This window comes from Modestobacter sp. URMC 112 (assembly GCF_053502575.1).
This window is the reverse complement of the sequence record NZ_CP199957.1, coordinates 4,600,222-4,618,070: the sequence shown is the minus strand read 5'-3', so window position 1 is coordinate 4,618,070 and position 17,849 is coordinate 4,600,222. Positions and strand designations below refer to the sequence as shown.

Here is a 17,849-nt window from a genome sequence, read left to right as displayed (position 1 = left end):
GTCGTGCCCACCCTCGGCAGGCCGTCCCTCGACGTGCTCCTCGACGCCCTGGCGGCCGCCTCCGGGCCGCGCCCGGCCGAGCTGGTCCTGGTGGACGACCGGCCCGCCGGGGCGCCGCTGCAGCCCGACCGCCCCGGCCTGCCGCCGGTCCGGGTGGTCCGCACCGGCGGGGGTGGTCCCGCCCGGGCGCGCAACCTCGGCTGGCGCACGGCCCGGACCGACTGGGTTGCCTTCCTCGACGACGACGTCGTCCCCGACCCCGACTGGTACGAGCGGCTGGCCGACGACCTGACCGCCCTGCCCGCCGATGCCGCGGGCAGTCAGGGCCGGGTCCGGGTGCCGCTGCCGGCCGACCGCCGGCCCACCGACTGGGAGCGGGGCACCGCGGGCCTGGCCACCAGCAGCTGGATCACCGCCGACCTGGCGTACCGCCGGGCCGCGCTGGCCGCCGTGGGCGGCTTCGACGAGCGCTTCCCCCGGGCCTTCCGGGAGGACTCCGACCTCGCGCTGCGCGTGATGGACGCCGGCGGGCGGCTCACCCGGGGCGAGCGGTGGATCACCCACCCGGTCCGCCCGGTCGACCGCTGGGTCAGCGTCCGCGTCCAGGCGGGCAACGCCGACGACGTGCTCATGCGCCGGCTGCACGGGCCGACCTGGCGGGAGCGCGCCTCCGCCGCCGTCGGCCGTCGACCCCGGCACCTCGCCGTCACCGCCGCCGGCCTGGCGGCCCTCGGCCTGGCCGCCGGCCGCCGGCCGCGAGCCGCCGCGCTGGCCGCGCTCGGCTGGGCGGCGGGCACCGCCGAGTTCGCCTGGGCCCGGATCGCGCCGGGCCCGCGGGACCGCGTCGAGGTCACCACCATGCTGGCGACCAGTGCCCTCATCCCGCCGCTGGCCACCTGGCACGTCCTCCGCGGCGCCGTGCAGCACCGGGCCGTACCGCCCTGGCGCGGACTGCCGGACCTGGTGCTCTTCGACCGCGACGGCACGCTGGTGCACGACGTCCCCTACAACGGCGACCCGGACCTGGTGCGGCCGGTCGACGGCGCCCGCGCGGCACTGGACGCGCTACGCGCCCGCGGCGTGCGGATCGGGCTGGTGAGCAACCAGTCCGGGGTCGGCCGAGGGCTGCTGACGACGGCGCAGGTGGAGGCGGTGAACGCCCGGCTCGCCGAGCTGCTCGGCCCCTTCGACACCGTGCAGGTGTGCCCGCACGCCCCGGAGGACGGCTGCGGCTGCCGCAAGCCCGCCCCCGGGATGGTCAAGGCGGCCTGCGCCGAGCTCGACGTCGACCCGGCCCGCTGCGTGGTGATCGGCGACATCGGCGCGGACGTCGGCGCGGCCGAGGCGGCCGGGGCGGTCGGCATCCTGGTGCCGACGCCGGTGACCCGCCCCGCCGAGGTCACCGCCGCGGCGCACCGCGCCCCGACCCTGACCGAGGCGGTCCAGGACGTGCTGGACGGCCACTGGTGACCCGCACCGTCCTCGTCGCCCGGCTGGACAACGCCGGCGACGTGCTGCTGCAGGGCCCGCTGGTCCGCGCGGTCGCCGCCGCGGCGGACCGGGTGGTCTTCCTCGCCAGCCCGCAGGGCACCGCCGCCGCGCAGCTTCTCCCCGGGGTGGACGACGTCCTGACCTGGCACTGCCCGTGGATCGACGGCGACCCCCGGCCGGTCGACGCCGACGACCTCACCGCGCTGGCCGACCGGGTCCGCGCGCTCGGCGTCGCCGAGGCCGTCGTCAGCACGTCGTTCCACCAGTCGCCGCTGCCGCTGGCGCTGGTGCTGCGCACCGCCGGCGTGCGCCGCATCTCGGCGATCAGCGTGGACTACCCCGGCTCGCTGCTCGACGTCCGGCACCGCGTCGACGACGACCTCCCGGAGCCCGAACGTGCCCTGTCCCTGGCCCGCGCGGCCGGGTTCGAGCTGCCCGAGGGGGACGACGGCCGGCTCGCCGTCCGCCGTCCGCTGCCGCCGGTCGACCAGGAGGGCCCGTACGTGGTGCTGCACCCCGGCGCGTCCGTGCCCGCCCGCGAGTGGCCGGCGCAGCGCTGCGCCGAGGCCGTCGAGGCGCTGTCGGACGCCGGCTGGCGGGTGCTGGTCACCGGCGGGCCGGGGGAGCGGGCCCTCACCGAGGCCGTCGCCGGCACCCGCGGCGTCGACCTCGGCGGTGACACGTCGCTGCCGGAGATGGCCGCGCTGCTCGACGGCGCGGCGGCGGTCGTCGTCGGCAACACCGGCCCGGCGCACCTCGCCGCCGCCGTCGGCACCCCCGTCGTCTCGCTGTTCTCCCCGGTCGTGCCGGCCGTCCGGTGGGCGCCCTACGGCGTCCCGACCGTGCTGCTCGGCGACCAGAGCGCGCCCTGCCGCGACAGTCGGGCCCGCGAGTGCCCGGTGCCCGGCCATCCCTGTCTGAACTCGGTGACCGCCGCGGACGTCGTGGCCGCGGTCGGGAAGGTGGTCGCGGCATGAAGGTCCTCCTCTGGCACGTGCACGGCTCGTGGACGACGGCGTTCGTGCAGGGCGCCCACGAGTACCTGCTGCCGGTCACGCCCGGCCGGGACGCCGACGGGCTCGGCCGCGCCCGCACCTGGGACTGGCCGGCGTCGGCCCGCGAGGTCACCCCGGACCAGTTGAGCGCCGAGGACGTCGACGTCGTGGTGCTGCAGCGCACCCGCGACCTGGAGTTGGTGCGGGAGTGGCTGGGCCGCGAACCCGGCCGCGACCTGCCCGCGGTGTTCCTCGAGCACAACGCCCCCGACGGCGCCGTCCCCGACACCCGGCACCCGCTGGCCGACCGGGACGACGTCCCGATCGCCCACGTCACCCACTTCAACCGGCTGTTCTACGACAACGGCCGGGCACCGACGACGGTGATCGAGCACGGCATCGTCGACCCCGGCGAGCGCTACACCGGCGAGCTGGCCCGCGCCGCCGTGGTGGTCAACGAGCCGGTCCGCCGCGGCCGGACCACCGGCGGCGACCTGCTGCCCGGGCTGGCCGCGGCCGCGCCGGTCGACGTCTTCGGGATGGGGCTGACCGGCCTGCACGAGCGCTACGGCCTGGACCCCGACCGGGTAGCGCTGCACGACGACCCGCCGCAGGCGGCCATGCACGCCGAGCTGGCCCGCCGCCGGGTCTACGTGCACCCGGTCCGCTGGACCTCGCTCGGGCTGTCGCTGCTGGAGGCCATGCACCTGGGCATGCCGGTGGTCGGGCTGGCCGCCACCGAGGCGGTGGAGGCGGTGCCCGCCGAGGCGGGGGTGCTGTCCACCCGGCCCGAGCGGCTGTGGGCCGCGGTCCGGGAGTACCTGCACGACGAGGACGCCGCCCGGCTGGCCGGCAAGGCCGCCCGGGCCGCGGCGCTGGAGCGGTACGGACTGGCCCGCTTCCTCGCCGACTGGGACCGGCTGCTCGAGGAGGTCACCCGATGAGGTCCGACCGACGGGGCAACCGTGCCGCGCCGACCGAGCCGCTGGGCACCGGGCCGCTGACCATCGACCTGGTCAGCGAGCACGCCAGCCCGCTGGCCGCGATCGGCGGCGTCGACGCGGGCGGTCAGAACGTGCACGTCGCCGCGCTGGCCGCGGGCCTGGCCCGCAACGGCCACGCGGTCACCGTGCACACCCGCCGCGACGACGCCGCGCTGCCCGAGGTGGTGACCACCGCCGACGGCTACGACGTCGCGCACGTGAGCGCGGGCCCGCCGGTGGCGCTGCCCAAGGACGAGCTGCTCGGCCACATGCCGGCCTTCGCGGCGGCGCTGCGCGCCCGCTGGTCGGTGCAGCGGCCCGACGTGGTGCACGCGCACTTCTGGATGAGCGGCCTGGCCTCGGTGGAGGCGGCCGGCAGCCTGCTCGCCCCGGTGCCGGTGCTGCAGACCTTCCACGCGCTGGGGTCGGTCAAGAAGCGGCACCAGGGCGCGGCCGACTCCTCTCCCGCGCAGCGGGTCGAGCTGGAGCGCGGGCTGTGCGCGGCGGTCGACCACGTGGTGGCCACCTGCTCCGACGAGGTGTTCGAGCTGCGCCGGCTGGGGCTGTCCACCGACCGGGTCTCGATCGTGCCGTGCGGCGTGGACACCTCGGTGTTCAGTCCCCGCGGCCCGGTCGCGCCGCGTTCGGGCCGGCCCCGGCTGCTGGTGCTCGGCCGGCTGGTGGAGCGCAAGGGCCAGGAGGACGCCGTCCGGGCGCTGGTCGCGGTGCCCGACGCCGAGCTCGTCGTCGTCGGCGGGCCGCCGGCCGACCAGCTGGACGCCGACCCGGAGGTGCAGCGGCTCCGCGCGGTCGCCGCCGAGGTCGGGGTGGCCGACCGGCTGGTGTTCGCCGGCGCGGTCGCCCGCGCCGACGTCCCCGCCTGGGTGCGGTCGGCCGACGTGGTGCTCGCCGTCCCCTGGTACGAGCCCTTCGGCATCACCCCGCTGGAGGCGATGGCGTGCGGCCGCCCGGTCGTGGCCACCGCCGTCGGCGGGCTGGTCGACACCGTCGCCGACGGCGTGACCGGTGACCTGGTGCCCGCCCGCGACCCGGCGGCCCTGGGCGTCGCGCTGGCCGCGCTGCTGGCCGACGCCGACCGTCGCGCCGCCTACGGCACCGCCGGGGTGTCCCGGGTCCGCAACCGCTACCGGTGGGCCCGCGTGGTGGCCGACACCGAGGCCGTCTACCGGCAGGTGCTGGCCGCCCGCCGTCCCGTGGAGGCCGCCCGATGACCACCCCCCTGAGCACTGGAGGAAGCGCCATGACCCCGATCGGGGCAGCCCCGCTGCGGACGGCCGAGGTCGTCTCGCCCGACACCTGCACGCACCTGACCGGGCACGACCACGTCACCTCGCTGACCGCGGCCCTGGCGGACGTCACCGCGCAGGTGGACACCCTGGACCGGTGGGGCCGGCTGATCGCCGCAGCGCTGTGCGGACCCGACCGCGCCCGGCTGATGGCCGCGGGCAACGGCGGCAGCGCCGCGCAGGCGCAGCACCTCACGGCCGAACTGGTCGGCCGGTACCGCGCCGACCGGCCGCCGTTCTCCGCGATCTGCCTGAACGCCGAGACCTCCAGCCTCACCGCGATCGCCAACGACTACCCGGCCGACGAGCTGTTCGCCCGCCAGGTGGAGGCGCACGGCCGGCGCGGGGACGTCGTCGTCCTGATGTCCACCAGCGGCCGCAGCCCGAACGTCGTCGCCGCCGCCCGGCGGGCCCGGGCGGCCGGGATGACCGTGCTGGCCATGACCGGTCCGGCGCCCAACCCGCTGGCCGCCGCCGCGGACGACGCGTTCTGCATCGACTCGGAGTGGACCGCGACCGTGCAGGAGTGCCACCTGGTCGCCCTGCACCTGGTCTGCGCCGCCTTCGACGCCGCCGTGCTCGCCGCGCCGGCCCGGGTGTCGTCGGAGAACCACCTGGAGGTGCTGCCGTGACCGGGCCGCTGGTGGTCGTGGGGGACGCGCTGCTCGACGTCGACCTGGTCGGGTCGGCGTCCCGGCTCACCCCTGACGCCCCGGTGCCGGTGGTGGAGGACGTGCAGACCCGCGAGCGTCCCGGCGGTGCGGCGCTGGCCGCGGTCATCGCCGCGGCCGCCACCTCCCGCGAGGTCGTCCTGGTCGCCCCGATGGCCGACGACGACGGCGCCGCCCGGCTGCGGGCCCTGCTGGCCGGCCGGGTCCGGCTGGTCGCGATCCCGGCGACCGGCGGCACCGCGGTCAAGCAGCGCGTGCGGGTGGGGGACCACTCGGTGGTCCGGATTGACAGCGGCGACCCGGTCGCGGTGCTCGGCCCGCTGCCGGCCGAGGCCGCCGAGCTGATCCGGGGGGCCGCCGCCGTCCTGGTGGCCGACTACGGCCGGGGGACGACGTCAGCGCCCGACGTGCGCGCGGCGCTGTCCGCCGCCCGCGGCCCGGTGGTCTGGGACCCGCACCCCCGCGGCGCCGACCCGGTGCCGAGCTCGCGGCTGGTCACCCCCAACGGCGCGGAGGCGGCCCGGGTCGCTTCCGCGGTGAGCGGCACCGGGCTGGCCGCGGTCGGCGCCCGCGCCGAGGAGCTCATCCGGCAGTGGGGCGTCGGCGCGGTCGCGGTGACGCTGGGCGCCCGCGGCGCGCTGCTGTCCTACGGCGAGGGCGCGCCGATGGTCGTGCCCGCGGTGCCGGTGACCGGCGGCGACCCGTGCGGCGCAGGCGACTCCTTCGCCGCCGCGGCCGCGCTGGCCCTCGCCGACGGCGCGGTCACCGGCGAGGCCGTCGCGGCCGCCGTCGCGGCGGCGTCGGCCTTCGTCGCGCGCGGTGGCGCGTCGTCCTGGGACGCTCCCGCGGAGCCGCCCGCTCCCACCCCGGGAGGGGTCGATGCGCTGCTGGAGCGGGTGCGCGCCGCCGGCGGGACGGTGGTCGCCACCGGTGGCTGCTTCGACCTGCTGCACGCGGGGCACGTCGCCACGCTGCGGGCCGCCCGCGGGCTGGGCGACTGCCTGGTCGTGTGCATCAACTCCGACGACTCGGTGCGCCGGCTCAAGGGACCCACCCGGCCGCTGGTCAGCGCCCCCGACCGGGCCCGGGTGCTGGAGGCGCTGGAGTTCGTCGACGCCGTCGTGGTGTTTGGCGAGGACACCCCCGCGCAGGTGCTGGACCGGCTGCGCCCCGACGTCTGGGCCAAGGGCGGGGACTACGCCGGCGCCGACCTCCCCGAGGCCGCGGTGCTGCGCGGCTGGGGCGGCCAGGCCGTCGTCCTGCCCTACCTGGACGGCCACTCGACCACCGCCCTGGTCGAACGCTCCCGCGTGTGAAAGAGGACCCCGCTGCCTCCCAAGCCTCGCGAACTCGGCCCGGGCCCCTGCAGCCGGGCCGCCAGGCCCAGTCTGGCGCGCTTCCGGTACCGAAAGCGCCGGTAGCGGTCGTGCTGCGGCCGCTGGGGCTGGGGGACCTGCTCACCGGGGTGCCGGCGATCCGGGGCATCAGGGCCGCCGTGCCGGACCACCGGCTGGTGCTGGCGACGACGGCGGGGCTGGCCCCGCTCGCCGCGCTCGTCGACGCCGTCGACGAGGTGCTCCCCGCCCGCGAGCTCGAGCCGCTGGAGTGGCCCGGCCCGCCGCCGGAGCTCGCCGTCGACCTGCACGGCAAGGGGCCGCTGTCCCACGTCGTCGTCGCGGACCTGCGGCCCGGGCGGCTGCTGACCTTCGACAGCCCCGGCTACCCCGGCCCGGCCTGGCACGCCGACGAGCACGAGGTGCGGCGCTGGTGCCGGCTGGTCGAGGAGGGCCTGGGGGTGACCTGCGACCCCGATGCGCTCGACCTCGCCGTCCCCCCGGTGCCGCCGCCGGTGCGCGGGGCCGCCGTCGTGCACCCCGGTGCGGCCTTCCCGGGGCGACGCTGGCCGCCGGACCGGTTCGCCGCGGTCGCCGCGCACCTGGCCGCCCGCGGTCACGACGTCCGGGTCACCGGTGGGCCGGCCGAGGTCGACCTGGCGCGCGCCGTGGCCACCGCGGCCGGGCTGCCCGAGTCTGCCGTGCTGGCCGGCCGGACGACGTCGATGGAACTGGCCGCCGTGGTCGCCGCCGCCCGGGTGGTCGTGTGCGGGGACACCGGGGTCGCGCACCTGGCGACCGCCTACCGCCGTCCGTCGGTGGTGCTGTTCGGGCCCGTGTCGCCGGCGCTGTGGGGCCCGCCGCCGTGGCCGCAGCACGTCGTCCTGTGGCACGGCGACGGCACCGGCGACCCGTGGGGCACCGACCTGGACCCGTCGCTGGCACGGGTGACCGTCGACGAGGTCACCGCCGCCCTCGACCGCCTGCTCTAGGTGTACTGACCGGAGACGTTGGTCGAGGACGTGTGACCACAGGATTTGACTGACCGATCTTGTGGAGGAGGACCTCCGGACGTGGAGTGGAGCTGCTGAAGGCATCCACGACACGAACCCGGAGGTCCTCGTGGCCCACGCTAATGCCGCTCTGACCCCTCGCATGCGTCTGCGTCTGGCCCGCGCAGTGGTTGAGGACGGCTGGACCGTCTCCTACGCCGCGGCGGTGTTCCAGGTCGCCTACCCCACGGCCAAGCGCTGGGCGGAGCGCTACCGCCAGGCCGGGCCAGCCGGCATGGTCGACCGCAGCTCACGCCCGCACCGCTGCCCCCGCCGCACGCCGCGGCCGGTGGTCCGCAAGATCGTGCAGCTGCGCTGGCGCCACCGACTGGGACCGGTGGAGATCGGCGCCCGACTGGGGGTGCCGGCCTCCACGGTCTACGCGGTGCTGCGGCGCTGCCAGATCCACCGGCTCTCCCACATCGACCGGCGCACCGGCGAGCGGGCCCGCCGCTACGAACACGACCACCCCGGCTCGCTGCTGCACGTCGACGTCAAGAAGCTGGGCAACATCCCCGACGGCGGCGGCTGGCGATACCTCGGCCGCCAGCAGGGCACAAACAACCGGCACGCCACCGCGCGCACCTCGGGCAAACCTCGCAGCAGGCACCACAACCCGCTGATGGGCACCGCCTTCGTGCACACCGTGCTCGACGACCACAGCCGGATCGCCTACGCCGAGATCCACGACGACGAGACCGCCGCCACCGCCATCGGCGTGCTGCGCCGCGCGGTGGCCTGGTTCGCCATCCGCGGCGTCACCACCGAGCGGGTGCTCTCGGACAACGGCTCGGCCTACCGCTCCCACGCCTGGCGCGACGCCTGCCTCGAGCTGGACATCAAGCCCAAGCGGACCCGGCCCTACCGGCCGCAGACCAACGGCAAGATCGAGCGCTTCCACCGCACCATGGCCGACGGCTGGGCCTTCCGCCGGATGTTCCTCAGCGAACACGCCCGCCGCCAGGCACTCCCGGGCTGGCTACACGAGTACAACCATCACCGGCCCCACACCGCGATCGGACGTCGCCCCCCAATCACGCGACTGACCAACCTGTCTGGGCAGTACATCTAGGCCCCGCTGCAGGGGCCCGCCACGAGCCTGCGAGTGGCGGGGGGCAGCGGGGTCCTTCTTCAGGAGGCCGGGGTCGCCTGGAGCCGGCGGGTGGCGGCGAACCAGTCGACGGTGCGGCGCAGGCCCTCCGCCGAGGGGACCGACGGGCGCCAGGCGAGCAGCTCCTCGGCGCGGGTGGTGTCCGGACGGCGCACCTTGGGGTCGTCGACCGGCAGGTCGATGAACTCGATGGGCGACGAGGAGCCGGTCAGCTCGACGATCCACTGCGCCAGCCGCAGCATGGACAGCTCGTCGGGGTTGCCGATGTTGACCGGGCCGGCGTGCGGTGAGGCGGCGAGCTCCAGGATGCCGCGCACCGTGTCCTCGACGTAGCAGATCGACCGGGTCTGAGAGCCGTCGCCGGCGACGGTCAGCGGCCGCCCGGACAGCGCCTGGCCGATGAACGCGGGGATCGCCCGGCCGTCGTCGGGCCGCATCCGGGGGCCGTAGGTGTTGAAGATCCGCACGATGCCGGTGTCGATGCCCTGGGAGGTGCGGTACGCGGTGGTCAGCGCCTCGCTGAACCGCTTGGCCTCGTCGTAGACGCCGCGCGGGCCGACCGGGTTGACGTTCCCCCAGTAGTCCTCGGGCTGGGGGTGCACCAGCGGGTCGCCGTAGACCTCGGAGGTGGAGGCCAGCACGTAGCGGGCACCCTTGTCCTTGGCCAGACCCAGCGTGTGCAGCGTGCCGAGGCTGCCGACCTTGAGCGTCTCCAGCGGCATCCTCAGGTAGTCCAGCGGGCTGGCCGGCGAGGCGAAGTGCAGCACCAGGTCGACCGGTCCGGGCACGTGCACGTAGTCGGTGACGTCGCAGCGCACCAGCCGGAAGCCGGGGTGCTCCATCAGGTGCAGCACGTTCTCCGGCGACCCGGTGAGGAAGTTGTCCAGGCAGACGACCTCGACGTCCCGGGCGAGCAGGTGCTCGCACAGGTGGGAGCCGAGGAAGCCGGCCCCGCCGGTCACCACGGCGCGACGGATCTCCCGTGCGCTGCGCACTGGGGTCTGCACCATCGGCGTCCTCCCGGGCCTGCGGGCGGTCCCCGCGTCCGCTGCCCCCTACCCGGAGATCAACTCCGCACACTTCAAGGCGAAAGTGTCCATCCGCGGGACCCTCGACCCCTGCAAGGGCCCGCCGCGAGCCCGCGAGCGGTGGGGGACAGGGGGTCCTCCCTCACTGCAGGTAGTTCTCCACCTGCGGCTCGGGGCGGGGGCTGGCCTCGTCGGGGTCCTGGCCGTACTGGCGCTTGGCGTCGCGCTGGCGCAGCAGGTCCCAGAGCTGGTCGCGGTCCTGCTCGATCTGGGTCAGCCGGGCCCGCTGCTCGTCGGTGTGCTCCGAGCTGTCCCGCAGCCGGTGCTCCTCCTCGACGAGCGCCTCGATGCGGGCGCGGATGTCCTTGTCGGTGTCGCCGTCCATGGGGGTCCCCTCCTCGGTACCGGTCGTCGCGGTCAGCCTGCCCACAACCGGGGCCGGGCAACCGCCCGGGGTCCCTCCGCCCCGGCGGTAGCGTGCGCCGGGTGGAGCAGCGCATCAGCCTGGTGACCCTCGGGGTCGCCGACCTCGCGCGGGCGCGGAGGTTCTACGAGGCACTCGGCTGGCGGGGTCAGGAGGTCGAGCAGACCGTCTTCTTCCAGGCCGGAGGGCTCGCCGTCGTGCTGTGGGGACGGGCGGCGCTCGCGGCCGACGCGGGCGTCGCGGACGACGGAGCGGACGGGTTCGGCGGGATGGCCCTGGCGCACAACGTGCGGTCCCGCGCGGAGGTCGACGCCGTGCTGGCCGAGGCGTCAGCGGCCGGTGCGGTGGTCACCCGGCCGGCCGCGGAGACCTTCTACGGGGGCTACGCCGGGTGCTTCACCGACCCCGACGGTCACGTCTGGGAGGTGGCGTACAACCCCGGCTTCCCGCTCGGCCCGGACGGCGCCGCCACCGTCCCCGACCTGGGCGGGTCCGGTCCGGCCGGCTGATGGTCCCCGCGCGGTGCGAGGATGCGGGTCGCCCGGCCCGAGCGAGGGGAGTGCCCGCGGTGGACCTGCCGATGCTGGCCGCCGCGTCCCTGTTCGCCGGGACTACCGCCTACGGGGCCGTGGTCGCGGTCAGGGAGGGCGTGCCCGGCGAGCCGTTCGGCCGGCGGTCGCCCGGAGGGGTCCTCACCCAGGTGGTGACCGGGATGGGGACGGGGACGATGGCGCCCTGGCCGATGCCGGTCGCCGCGCTGGCCGCCGCCGTCCGGGCGCGCCCCGGGGCGAGCGGACCGGGGCGGGTGGGCCTGGCCGTCGGGTCGCTCTGCCTCGCCGGCATCGTCATCGAGCCGGTGGCCTGGGGGCTGCGATCCGGCTCGCGGGCCACCACCGCCACGACGGTGCTGCACCTGCTCAGCGGGGTCGCGCTGGTCCTCGCCGGACGCCGGTCCGTGCTGGCGGCCCGCGACCGGGGGACACCCCCGGGCTGACCGAACGCTCAGGCCGCCGGCACCCAGCCCTCCACGAACGCCGCCAGCCGGTGGGTCACCGCACCGCCGGCCCGGCCCAGCGCCAGCAGCGCGGCGCGTTCCAACGGGACCCGCACCGGACGGCGCCCGGCGGTCGCCGTCCGGGCCGCGTGGCCGGCCGCGACCAGCTCCGGCCACGGCCGGTCCAGCTGCGCCCGCACCCGGGCCAGGGCCGCGGCGGCCGGGCCGGCGTTGCCCTCGACCAGCGCGGTGACGAAGCCCGGGTCGCTGGCGATCACCCGGGTCCCGTCCCGGAAGCTGCCCGCGGCCAGGCCGAGTGCCAGCGGGCCCGCCTCCCGGGCGGCGGCGGCCAGCGCCGCGGCCAGCAGGTGCGGGACGGCGCTGATCGCGGCGACGGCGTCGTCGTGCTCGGCCGCGGTCACCGGGACCACCTCCGCGCCGACCGCCAGGGCCACCTCCGCCACCCGCAGCCAGCGGCGCAGGTCGGTCCCCGGCTCCAGGCACAGCGCCCAGCGGGCCCCGCGGAAGAGGGTCGGGTCGGTCGCCTCGGAGCCGGACCGTTCGGTGCCGCACATCGGGTGGCCCCCGACGAACCGGTCCCCGTACGCCGCTCCCAGCGCGGCCACCACCGGTGCCTTCACCGAGCCCAGGTCGGTGACGGTGGCGTCCGGGTCGAGCGGCAGTCCGTCCAGTGCGGTCGTGAGCACGGGCATCGGGACGGCGAGCACCACCACGCCGGCCAGCTCGGGGGTGACCGTGACCCCGCGCGCGGTGGCGGCACCCCGGGCGGCGGGGTCGACGTCCCAGCCGGACACCGGCCGGCCGGCGGCGACCAGAGCGGCGGCCAGCGAGCCCCCCAGCTGCCCCAGCCCGAGGACCGACACGGGCGGGACGGGCATCGTCGGAACGGGGAAGCTCACGGCCGCGGTCCCTGGTCGGCCGGCGCGGGAGTCGTGTCCCACGGCGTGCCGAGCCGGAAGACCCGGGCCAGCGCGGTGGCGATCCGCCGGCCGTCGCCGGCGACCACGTCGATCCGGTAGACCGCCGTCCGCCCGGTGCGGTGCAGCTCGACCCCGTCGGCGACCAGCCGGTCGCCCAGCCGGCCCGCGTCGAGGAACTCGGTGTGCACGTCCTGGGCCACCGCGAGGGTGCCGTGGCTGTTGCTCACCGCGGCGTGCACCACGTCCAGCAGTGCCATCGTCGCCCCACCGTGGGCGCTGCCCGCGGCGTTGAGGTGCTGCGCGCCGACGGTCATCGCCGCCCGGGCCCGTCCCGGGCCGACGAACTCCAGCTCGATGCCCAGGTGGGCGGCCAGCGGGTCGGCGGCGAGCGCGCCGAAGAGCGCCGGGTCGACGGCGTCGTCCCCGGCCGCCTCGTCGCCGGCGGTCTCGGTGCTGTCGGTCGGGAGGGCGTCGGCCATGATCTGAAGGCTATGGCCACCGATCCCTCCTCTCCGCTCCCCCCGAGCTTCGCCGTGCGGGTCAGCCATGGCGGCGTGCGCTGGCAGTGCGAGCTGCTGGCCGAGGACGCCGACGGCGAGCTGCCGGCCCTCGAGCGGGCGCTCGGGCAGCCCGGCGCCGACGGCGGGCCCGGCCCCTTCGTGGTCGTCGTGGACAGCCGGCTCTACTTCGTCGTCCTGCGGCACGGCCCCGGCGGGCTGGTGCGGGCGCTGATCTCCGACGCCACCCTGCAGGAGTGGCTGCTGGCCGCCGAGGTGGTCGAGCGGTACGGCATCGGCGCCGAGGACGGCGCGTCGTTCGCCGCCACCGTCGAGGACTTCGACGACGAGGGGCCCGGGTGGCCCGGCGGCGACCTGGACGTCTTCTCCGACGCCGGACTGCCGGCCGACGAGCTGGCCCTGCTGCTGGGCGCGGACGACCTGTGGGCCGACGAGATGGTGCTGCGCATCGCCGACCGGCTGGGCTTCGCCGAGCAGCTGACCGCGGCGGCGTCGGCGTGAGCGGGGCCGCGGTGACCGCCGTCGTCTTCGACCTCGGCGGGGTGCTCACCGAGAGCCCGATGACCGCGTTCGCCGCCTACGAGGCCGAGGCGGGCCTGCCCGACGGGCTGGTCCGGCGGCTGAACAGCATCGACCCCGACACGAACGCCTGGGCCCGGTACGAGCGCGGGCAGCTGGACGAGGCCGGCTTCCGCGCCGCCTTCGAGGCCGAGGCGGCGGCCGCGGGTCACACCGTGGACGCCGGCCGGGTGCTGGCCGCGCTGGCCGGGGAGCTCCGGCCGGCGATGGTCGACGCCGTCCGGCGGCTGCGGGACGCCGGGGTGCCGCTGGCGCTGCTGTCGAACAACGTGGCCCCGATGCCGCGGACCGGGCGGCTGGGGGAGCTGCTGGAGCTCTTCGACGCGGTCGTCGAGTCCTCGGTGGAGGGGGTCCGGAAGCCGGAGCCGGAGATCTACTCCCGCGCCCTGCAGCGGCTGGGCCAGGCGGTGGGGCGACCGGTCGCGGCCAGCGACTGCGCCTACCTCGACGACCTGGGGATCAACCTGAAGCCGGCCCGGGCGATGGGGTTCCGCACCATCAAGGTGGTCGACCCGGACGCGGCACTGGCCGAGCTGTCAGCGCTGGTGGGCATGGACCTCCGGTGACCGAGGACGAGGCGATGCTCCGTGCCCTGGAGCTCGCCGCGGTCGCCCAGGGGTGGGGCGACACGCCGATCGGCGCGGTCGTCCTCGGACCCGACGGCGCGGTGCTGGCCGAGGCGGCCAACGAGCGGGAACGGCGCGGGGACCCCACCGCCCACGCCGAGGTGCTGGCGCTGCGGGAGGCCGCCCGGGTGCACGGCGACGGCTGGCGGCTGACCGGGGCGACGCTCGTCGTCACCCTGGAGCCGTGCACCATGTGCGCCGGCGCGAGCGTGCTGGCCCGGGTCGCCCGGGTGGTCTACGGCGCCGACGACCCCAAGGCCGGCGCCGCCGGGTCGCTGTGGGACGTGGTCCGGGACCGGCGGCTCAACCACCGCCCCGAGGTCACCGGCGGGCTCCGGGCGGAGGAGTCCGGCGCGCTGCTACGCGCGTTCTTCCGCGCCCGGCGGGGCCTGTAGTCTCTCCGGCGGTGGCGTGTCCGAGCGGCCGAAGGAGCACGCCTCGAAAGCGTGTGAGGTGCAAGCCTCCGTGGGTTCAAATCCCACCGCCACCGCTCCGGGCTACTGACGGGAGTCCCGTCGAGTAGCGACGAAGATGACGGCGAAGCCGTCCTCGGAGTATCTGACCGGTAGGTCGGGGACTCCGGGGGCGGCTTCGCCGCTCTCCGGAACCGGGTCAGCAGCTGTCGCGGGCTGCTCGACGGCCACCGCGGGTCGTCGGAGGCCGTGTGTGCCGGTCCGGGACGTTCACGTGGTCCGTCTGGGCCTGTCGCTTCCTAGGATGACCGCGTGGCCGAAGCCGCATCGCCACCGCCGAAGGACGATCGCCGGTCGGTGCACGACCATCCCTGGGTCTTGGTGGGCGCGGGAGTCATCGCGACAGCGAACGCAGTAGCCGCGATCGAAGGACCGCTCGGTCTGACGTCTTTCGTCCTCGTCACGGTGTCCTGCGCTGGGGGGCTGCTTGCCTACTACCGCCTTCCCCCAGGCCCCTGGCGGATACTGGTCTCCACGCTGGCGGGCGTCATCTTCGTGGCGGCGATGGGTCTCGGCGCATGGAAGGGGAGCGACCGGCCTGCACCGTCCGCCGAGGCCAGTCAGCCCCCGGCAGCCACCCGGGTCCCCGCGGCGGCCGAGCCTTCCCCGCAGCCGGTCTCCTTCGAGGCCGACGACCTCAAGACGGTCACCAACGACCGGTACAACTTCAGTGTCCAAGTGCCGAAGACGTGGTTCAGGCTGGATCCCGCGAACTCCGACGGATGGACGTTCCAAGCCCCCGACGTGGACGGAGTCGCGATCAGCGCGTACGGGTCACATCCAGTCCTGTCACATGAGCCCGCGGACCCTGTCGAGTACATCGACGAGGTCATGCGGTCGACGCGAGCCCATGTCGCCGACCTGGGCGGCGCCATGGTCGCCGACGGCTACGCGGGCGGATACGCCTACGCCCAGCGAGATGACGGCACCGAAGTCGAGTACGAAGTGCCGGGATCGCACTACGAGTACACCCTGCCTGAGACGGATGGCCGTCCGGCCGTGACGGTGACCGGGCGCAGCATCTGGGCGGAGAACCACGTGGTGGCCGTGGAGGCGCAGGCCCCGACCGGGGAGTTGACGCGGTACCGGGCGGCGTTCCGGGACCTGCTGGCCACGGTGCACGCCTCCGTGGACTGTCTCTGTTGATCGTCCCGGGTGGCCCCAGGGGGTGGAGCTGCCCCGCCAGCTCAGCCACTTCCCCCCGGGCAGTGCCCGGGCGGCGCGTTCGAGCGTGCACTGGTGGCCAGCCGGAACAACACGGCACGGTCCAGGCCCACGAGGTCACCGTGTCAGACGAGGACGACGGCCAGCAGGCGCAGCCGGGCGCTGGTTGACTCTGCCCATGGTCGAGCCCGTGCCCGAGCCCAGCCCGCTGATCGACCCGAACGAGCCGGTGCCGGACGACCCGGCCGAGCTGCTCCCCGACGCCGCCGAGCCGCTCCCGCCCGCGCCGATCGAGGCGACACCCGACGACCCGGGCGGCGATCCGGGCGGCGTACCCGAGCCCGCCTGACCCGCGTGACGGCCCGGGCTCGGGGCTGACCGGGGCTCAGACCGGTCGGTCGGAGTCCACCAGGAGCTGCCCGTCGGGTCCCTCCACCAGCACGATCTCGTGCACCTCGGGGAAGACCTCCCCGTCGTCGGCCACGAACGTGACCTCCGCCGTCGCGCTCAGCTGGCCGTCCGAGGCCTGGACCGAGCCCAGCTCCACCGAGCGGAACCCGCTCCAGAACGCCCGGTAGTCCCCGATGCTGCTGATGCCCTGCAGGGTCGGGCCGGTGCGGGCGTAAGCCGTGTCCGGATCGCCCGGCAGCAGGCCGTAGTAGTCACGGAGGAACGTCTCGATCTCCGCAGCGGTGACCGGGCCGTCGTCCGTCTCCTCCGGGGGCGTGGTGGTCGCCGTCGTGGTCTCCGGGGACGTCGTCTCCGGCTCGGTCGTCTGCTCGGCTCCGGTGGTCTCCTCGGCCGACGTCGGGGCGGCGCTCGTGGTGGCCGGCGTCTCGGCGGCCGGGTCCACGGGGTCGTCGGGCCGGCTGGTCAGGAACACCAGCAGCGCCGCGACCGCGCCGACCACCAGGAGGGCGGCCAGGACGGCGGCCCACCGGCGCCTCCGGGGGGCGGCCCGCCCGTCGTCCGGCCGTGCCGCCGGAGCCGGCGGTCGCCGGTCGGGCGGCTCCACCGGTGGGGGCGCCGAGCGCGGCGGTCGCGACGTGGGGTCGGCGGCGGGCGTGCTGCCCGCGGCGCCGGCCGGGGCAGGGGTCTCGACGGCGGTGGCGGGGGCAGGGCTCCCGGCGGCGGCGGCCGGAGCCGGGGTCTCGACGGCGGTGCGCGGTGCCGCGGCCGCGGCGGCCGAGGCGGCTGCAGCGGCCGCCGGCGCCCGGCCGGACGGCATGCGCTTCTGCCGGCCGGGCAGCCCCGGGAGGGTGCGGGGCAGCAGCGTCCGGGCGGTGAGCACCTCGGTGACGTCACGGTCCGGGCCGGCGGCGAGCTTCGCCAGCTCGTCCCGCACCTGCAGCATGGTCGGCCGCCGGGCCGGGTCGGCCGACAGCATCCGCATCAGCGGGGCGGTCAGCACCCCGGCCTGGTGCGGCGGCGAGAAGTCGCCGCCGGCGACCCGGTGCAGCATCTGCAGGGCGTTGTCGCTGAGCCCGAACGGCGGGGTGCCCTCCAGGCAGGCGTAGAGCGTCGCGCCGAGGGAGAACACGTCGCTGGCCTCGTCCGGGGGCGAGCCCTGGGCGACCTCGGGCGCCAGGAAGGCCGGCGTCCCCTTGACCACCCCGGTCTGGGTCAGCGACACGTCCCCGACGGCGCGGGAGATCCCGAAGTCGGTGATCTTCACCAGCCCCTCACGGCCCGGGGCCGTGCCGATCAGGATGTTGCCGGGCTTGACGTCCCGGTGCACCACCCCGGCCGCGTGCGTGGCCGCCAGCGCATCGGCCACCTGGGCGCCGATCTGGGCGACCTCCGCCGTCGGCAGGATGCCCCTCTCGTGCAGCATCGTGGCCAGGCTGACCGAGGGCAGGTACTCCATGACCAGCCACGGCTGGCCCTCGTCGAGGACCATGTCGTAGACCGCGACCGCATGCGGGTGCGACAGCCGGGCGGCGATCCGCCCCTCGCGCATGGCCGCCTCTCGGTTGGCCGCCGCCAGCGCCGCGTCGATGCCCACCGGCACCAGCACCTGCTTGACCGCCACCTCCCGGCCCAGCAGCTCGTCGCGCGCCAGCCAGACCGCACCCATGCCGCCGCCACCCAGCTGCGAGCGCAGCCGGTACCGACCGGCCACGAGGACGCCGGGGCCGGTCACCGGAGGAGGACGTGC

Annotated in this window: 20 protein-coding genes and 1 tRNA gene; 16 read left to right on the top strand and 5 right to left on the bottom strand. The window is 76.3% G+C overall.

Annotation, left to right across the window (positions count from 1 at the left end; translation table 11 throughout):
* The first annotated feature begins 3 nt into the window (after positions 1–3).
* The 8 genes from ACWIX6_RS21990 to ACWIX6_RS21955 all read left to right on the top strand — a co-directional run bounded on the left by ACWIX6_RS21990 (position 4) and on the right by ACWIX6_RS21955 (position 8,905).
* The gene (locus tag ACWIX6_RS21990) at positions 4–1,470 is read left to right on the top strand and encodes an HAD-IIIA family hydrolase (RefSeq protein WP_448614572.1); all 1,467 of its coding nucleotides are present in this window, start codon (positions 4–6) and stop codon (positions 1,468–1,470) included.
* Positions 1,467–2,468 (top strand): glycosyltransferase family 9 protein, encoded by a 1,002-nt coding sequence (locus tag ACWIX6_RS21985; RefSeq protein WP_448614571.1) that lies wholly within the window; start codon positions 1,467–1,469, stop codon positions 2,466–2,468. Before ACWIX6_RS21990 ends, ACWIX6_RS21985 begins: the two co-directional genes overlap by 4 nt.
* Positions 2,465–3,430: a glycosyltransferase gene (locus tag ACWIX6_RS21980; RefSeq protein WP_448614570.1), complete on the top strand. Its 966-nt coding sequence runs from the start codon at positions 2,465–2,467 to the stop codon at positions 3,428–3,430. The genes ACWIX6_RS21985 and ACWIX6_RS21980 overlap by 4 nt, the downstream gene beginning before the upstream one ends.
* Positions 3,427–4,701, top strand: coding sequence for a glycosyltransferase (locus ACWIX6_RS21975; protein ID WP_448614569.1), 1,275 nt, complete (start codon positions 3,427–3,429; stop codon positions 4,699–4,701). Before ACWIX6_RS21980 ends, ACWIX6_RS21975 begins: the two co-directional genes overlap by 4 nt.
* The gene (locus ACWIX6_RS21970; RefSeq protein ID WP_448614568.1) at positions 4,698–5,408 is read left to right on the top strand and encodes a D-sedoheptulose-7-phosphate isomerase; all 711 of its coding nucleotides are present in this window, start codon (positions 4,698–4,700) and stop codon (positions 5,406–5,408) included. Before ACWIX6_RS21975 ends, ACWIX6_RS21970 begins: the two co-directional genes overlap by 4 nt.
* Positions 5,405–6,763, top strand: a complete 1,359-nt coding sequence (gene rfaE2 / locus ACWIX6_RS21965; protein WP_448614567.1) for a D-glycero-beta-D-manno-heptose 1-phosphate adenylyltransferase — start codon at positions 5,405–5,407, stop codon at positions 6,761–6,763. The genes ACWIX6_RS21970 and rfaE2 overlap by 4 nt, the downstream gene beginning before the upstream one ends.
* 110 nt (positions 6,764–6,873) lie before the next feature.
* Positions 6,874–7,773 carry a glycosyltransferase family 9 protein gene (locus ACWIX6_RS21960; protein WP_448614566.1) on the top strand — a complete coding sequence of 300 codons (900 nt, stop codon included), beginning with the start codon at positions 6,874–6,876 and terminating at the stop codon, positions 7,771–7,773.
* 130 nt (positions 7,774–7,903) lie between these two features.
* The gene (locus tag ACWIX6_RS21955; RefSeq protein ID WP_448614565.1) at positions 7,904–8,905 is read left to right on the top strand and encodes an IS481 family transposase; all 1,002 of its coding nucleotides are present in this window, start codon (positions 7,904–7,906) and stop codon (positions 8,903–8,905) included.
* A gap of 59 nt (positions 8,906–8,964) precedes the next feature.
* Here ACWIX6_RS21955 and ACWIX6_RS21950 read toward each other — a convergent pair whose 3' ends face one another.
* Both ACWIX6_RS21950 and ACWIX6_RS21945 read right to left on the bottom strand, forming a co-directional pair.
* On the bottom strand, positions 8,965–9,954 hold the full coding sequence (locus tag ACWIX6_RS21950; protein ID WP_448614564.1) for a UDP-glucuronic acid decarboxylase family protein: 990 nt from the start codon (positions 9,952–9,954) through the stop codon (positions 8,965–8,967).
* 160 nt (positions 9,955–10,114) lie between these two features.
* Positions 10,115–10,357, bottom strand: coding sequence for a DUF2630 family protein (locus ACWIX6_RS21945; protein WP_448614563.1), 243 nt, complete (start codon positions 10,355–10,357; stop codon positions 10,115–10,117).
* Positions 10,358–10,458: 101 nt separating this feature from the next.
* On the opposite strand from ACWIX6_RS21945, the gene ACWIX6_RS21940 reads away from it, so the two are divergent.
* Positions 10,459–10,905: a VOC family protein gene (locus tag ACWIX6_RS21940; protein ID WP_448614562.1), complete on the top strand. Its 447-nt coding sequence runs from the start codon at positions 10,459–10,461 to the stop codon at positions 10,903–10,905.
* A gap of 59 nt (positions 10,906–10,964) precedes the next feature.
* Complete coding sequence (locus ACWIX6_RS21935) at positions 10,965–11,390, top strand: hypothetical protein (protein ID WP_448614561.1); 426 nt, start codon at positions 10,965–10,967, stop codon at positions 11,388–11,390.
* Positions 11,391–11,398: 8 nt separating this feature from the next.
* Here the strand turns inward: ACWIX6_RS21935 and ACWIX6_RS21930 are convergent, their stop codons facing one another.
* Positions 11,399–12,310 carry a prephenate dehydrogenase/arogenate dehydrogenase family protein gene (locus ACWIX6_RS21930; RefSeq protein WP_448614560.1) on the bottom strand — a complete coding sequence of 304 codons (912 nt, stop codon included), beginning with the start codon at positions 12,308–12,310 and terminating at the stop codon, positions 11,399–11,401.
* On the bottom strand, positions 12,307–12,810 hold the full coding sequence (locus ACWIX6_RS21925) for a PaaI family thioesterase (protein WP_448614559.1): 504 nt from the start codon (positions 12,808–12,810) through the stop codon (positions 12,307–12,309). Before ACWIX6_RS21925 ends, ACWIX6_RS21930 begins: the two co-directional genes overlap by 4 nt.
* A gap of 12 nt (positions 12,811–12,822) precedes the next feature.
* Between ACWIX6_RS21925 and ACWIX6_RS21920 the strand changes: the two genes are divergently transcribed.
* The 6 genes from ACWIX6_RS21920 to ACWIX6_RS21895 all read left to right on the top strand — a co-directional run bounded on the left by ACWIX6_RS21920 (position 12,823) and on the right by ACWIX6_RS21895 (position 16,040).
* Positions 12,823–13,350 carry a tRNA adenosine deaminase-associated protein gene (locus ACWIX6_RS21920; protein WP_448614558.1) on the top strand — a complete coding sequence of 176 codons (528 nt, stop codon included), beginning with the start codon at positions 12,823–12,825 and terminating at the stop codon, positions 13,348–13,350.
* Positions 13,347–13,994, top strand: a complete 648-nt coding sequence (locus tag ACWIX6_RS21915; RefSeq protein WP_448614557.1) for an HAD-IA family hydrolase — start codon at positions 13,347–13,349, stop codon at positions 13,992–13,994. The genes ACWIX6_RS21920 and ACWIX6_RS21915 overlap by 4 nt, the downstream gene beginning before the upstream one ends.
* Positions 13,991–14,449: a nucleoside deaminase gene (locus tag ACWIX6_RS21910; RefSeq protein WP_448614556.1), complete on the top strand. Its 459-nt coding sequence runs from the start codon at positions 13,991–13,993 to the stop codon at positions 14,447–14,449. The genes ACWIX6_RS21915 and ACWIX6_RS21910 overlap by 4 nt, the downstream gene beginning before the upstream one ends.
* A 10-nt stretch (positions 14,450–14,459) precedes the next feature.
* A tRNA-Ser gene (locus ACWIX6_RS21905) sits at positions 14,460–14,544 on the top strand.
* 235 nt (positions 14,545–14,779) lie between these two features.
* Positions 14,780–15,673 carry a hypothetical protein gene (locus ACWIX6_RS21900; RefSeq protein WP_448614555.1) on the top strand — a complete coding sequence of 298 codons (894 nt, stop codon included), beginning with the start codon at positions 14,780–14,782 and terminating at the stop codon, positions 15,671–15,673.
* 196 nt (positions 15,674–15,869) lie between these two features.
* On the top strand, positions 15,870–16,040 hold the full coding sequence (locus ACWIX6_RS21895) for a hypothetical protein (protein ID WP_448614554.1): 171 nt from the start codon (positions 15,870–15,872) through the stop codon (positions 16,038–16,040).
* A gap of 36 nt (positions 16,041–16,076) precedes the next feature.
* On the opposite strand, the gene ACWIX6_RS21890 is transcribed toward ACWIX6_RS21895, so the two are convergent.
* Positions 16,077–17,834 (bottom strand): serine/threonine-protein kinase, encoded by a 1,758-nt coding sequence (locus ACWIX6_RS21890; RefSeq protein ID WP_448614553.1) that lies wholly within the window; start codon positions 17,832–17,834, stop codon positions 16,077–16,079.
* Positions 17,835–17,849 lie beyond the last annotated feature (15 nt).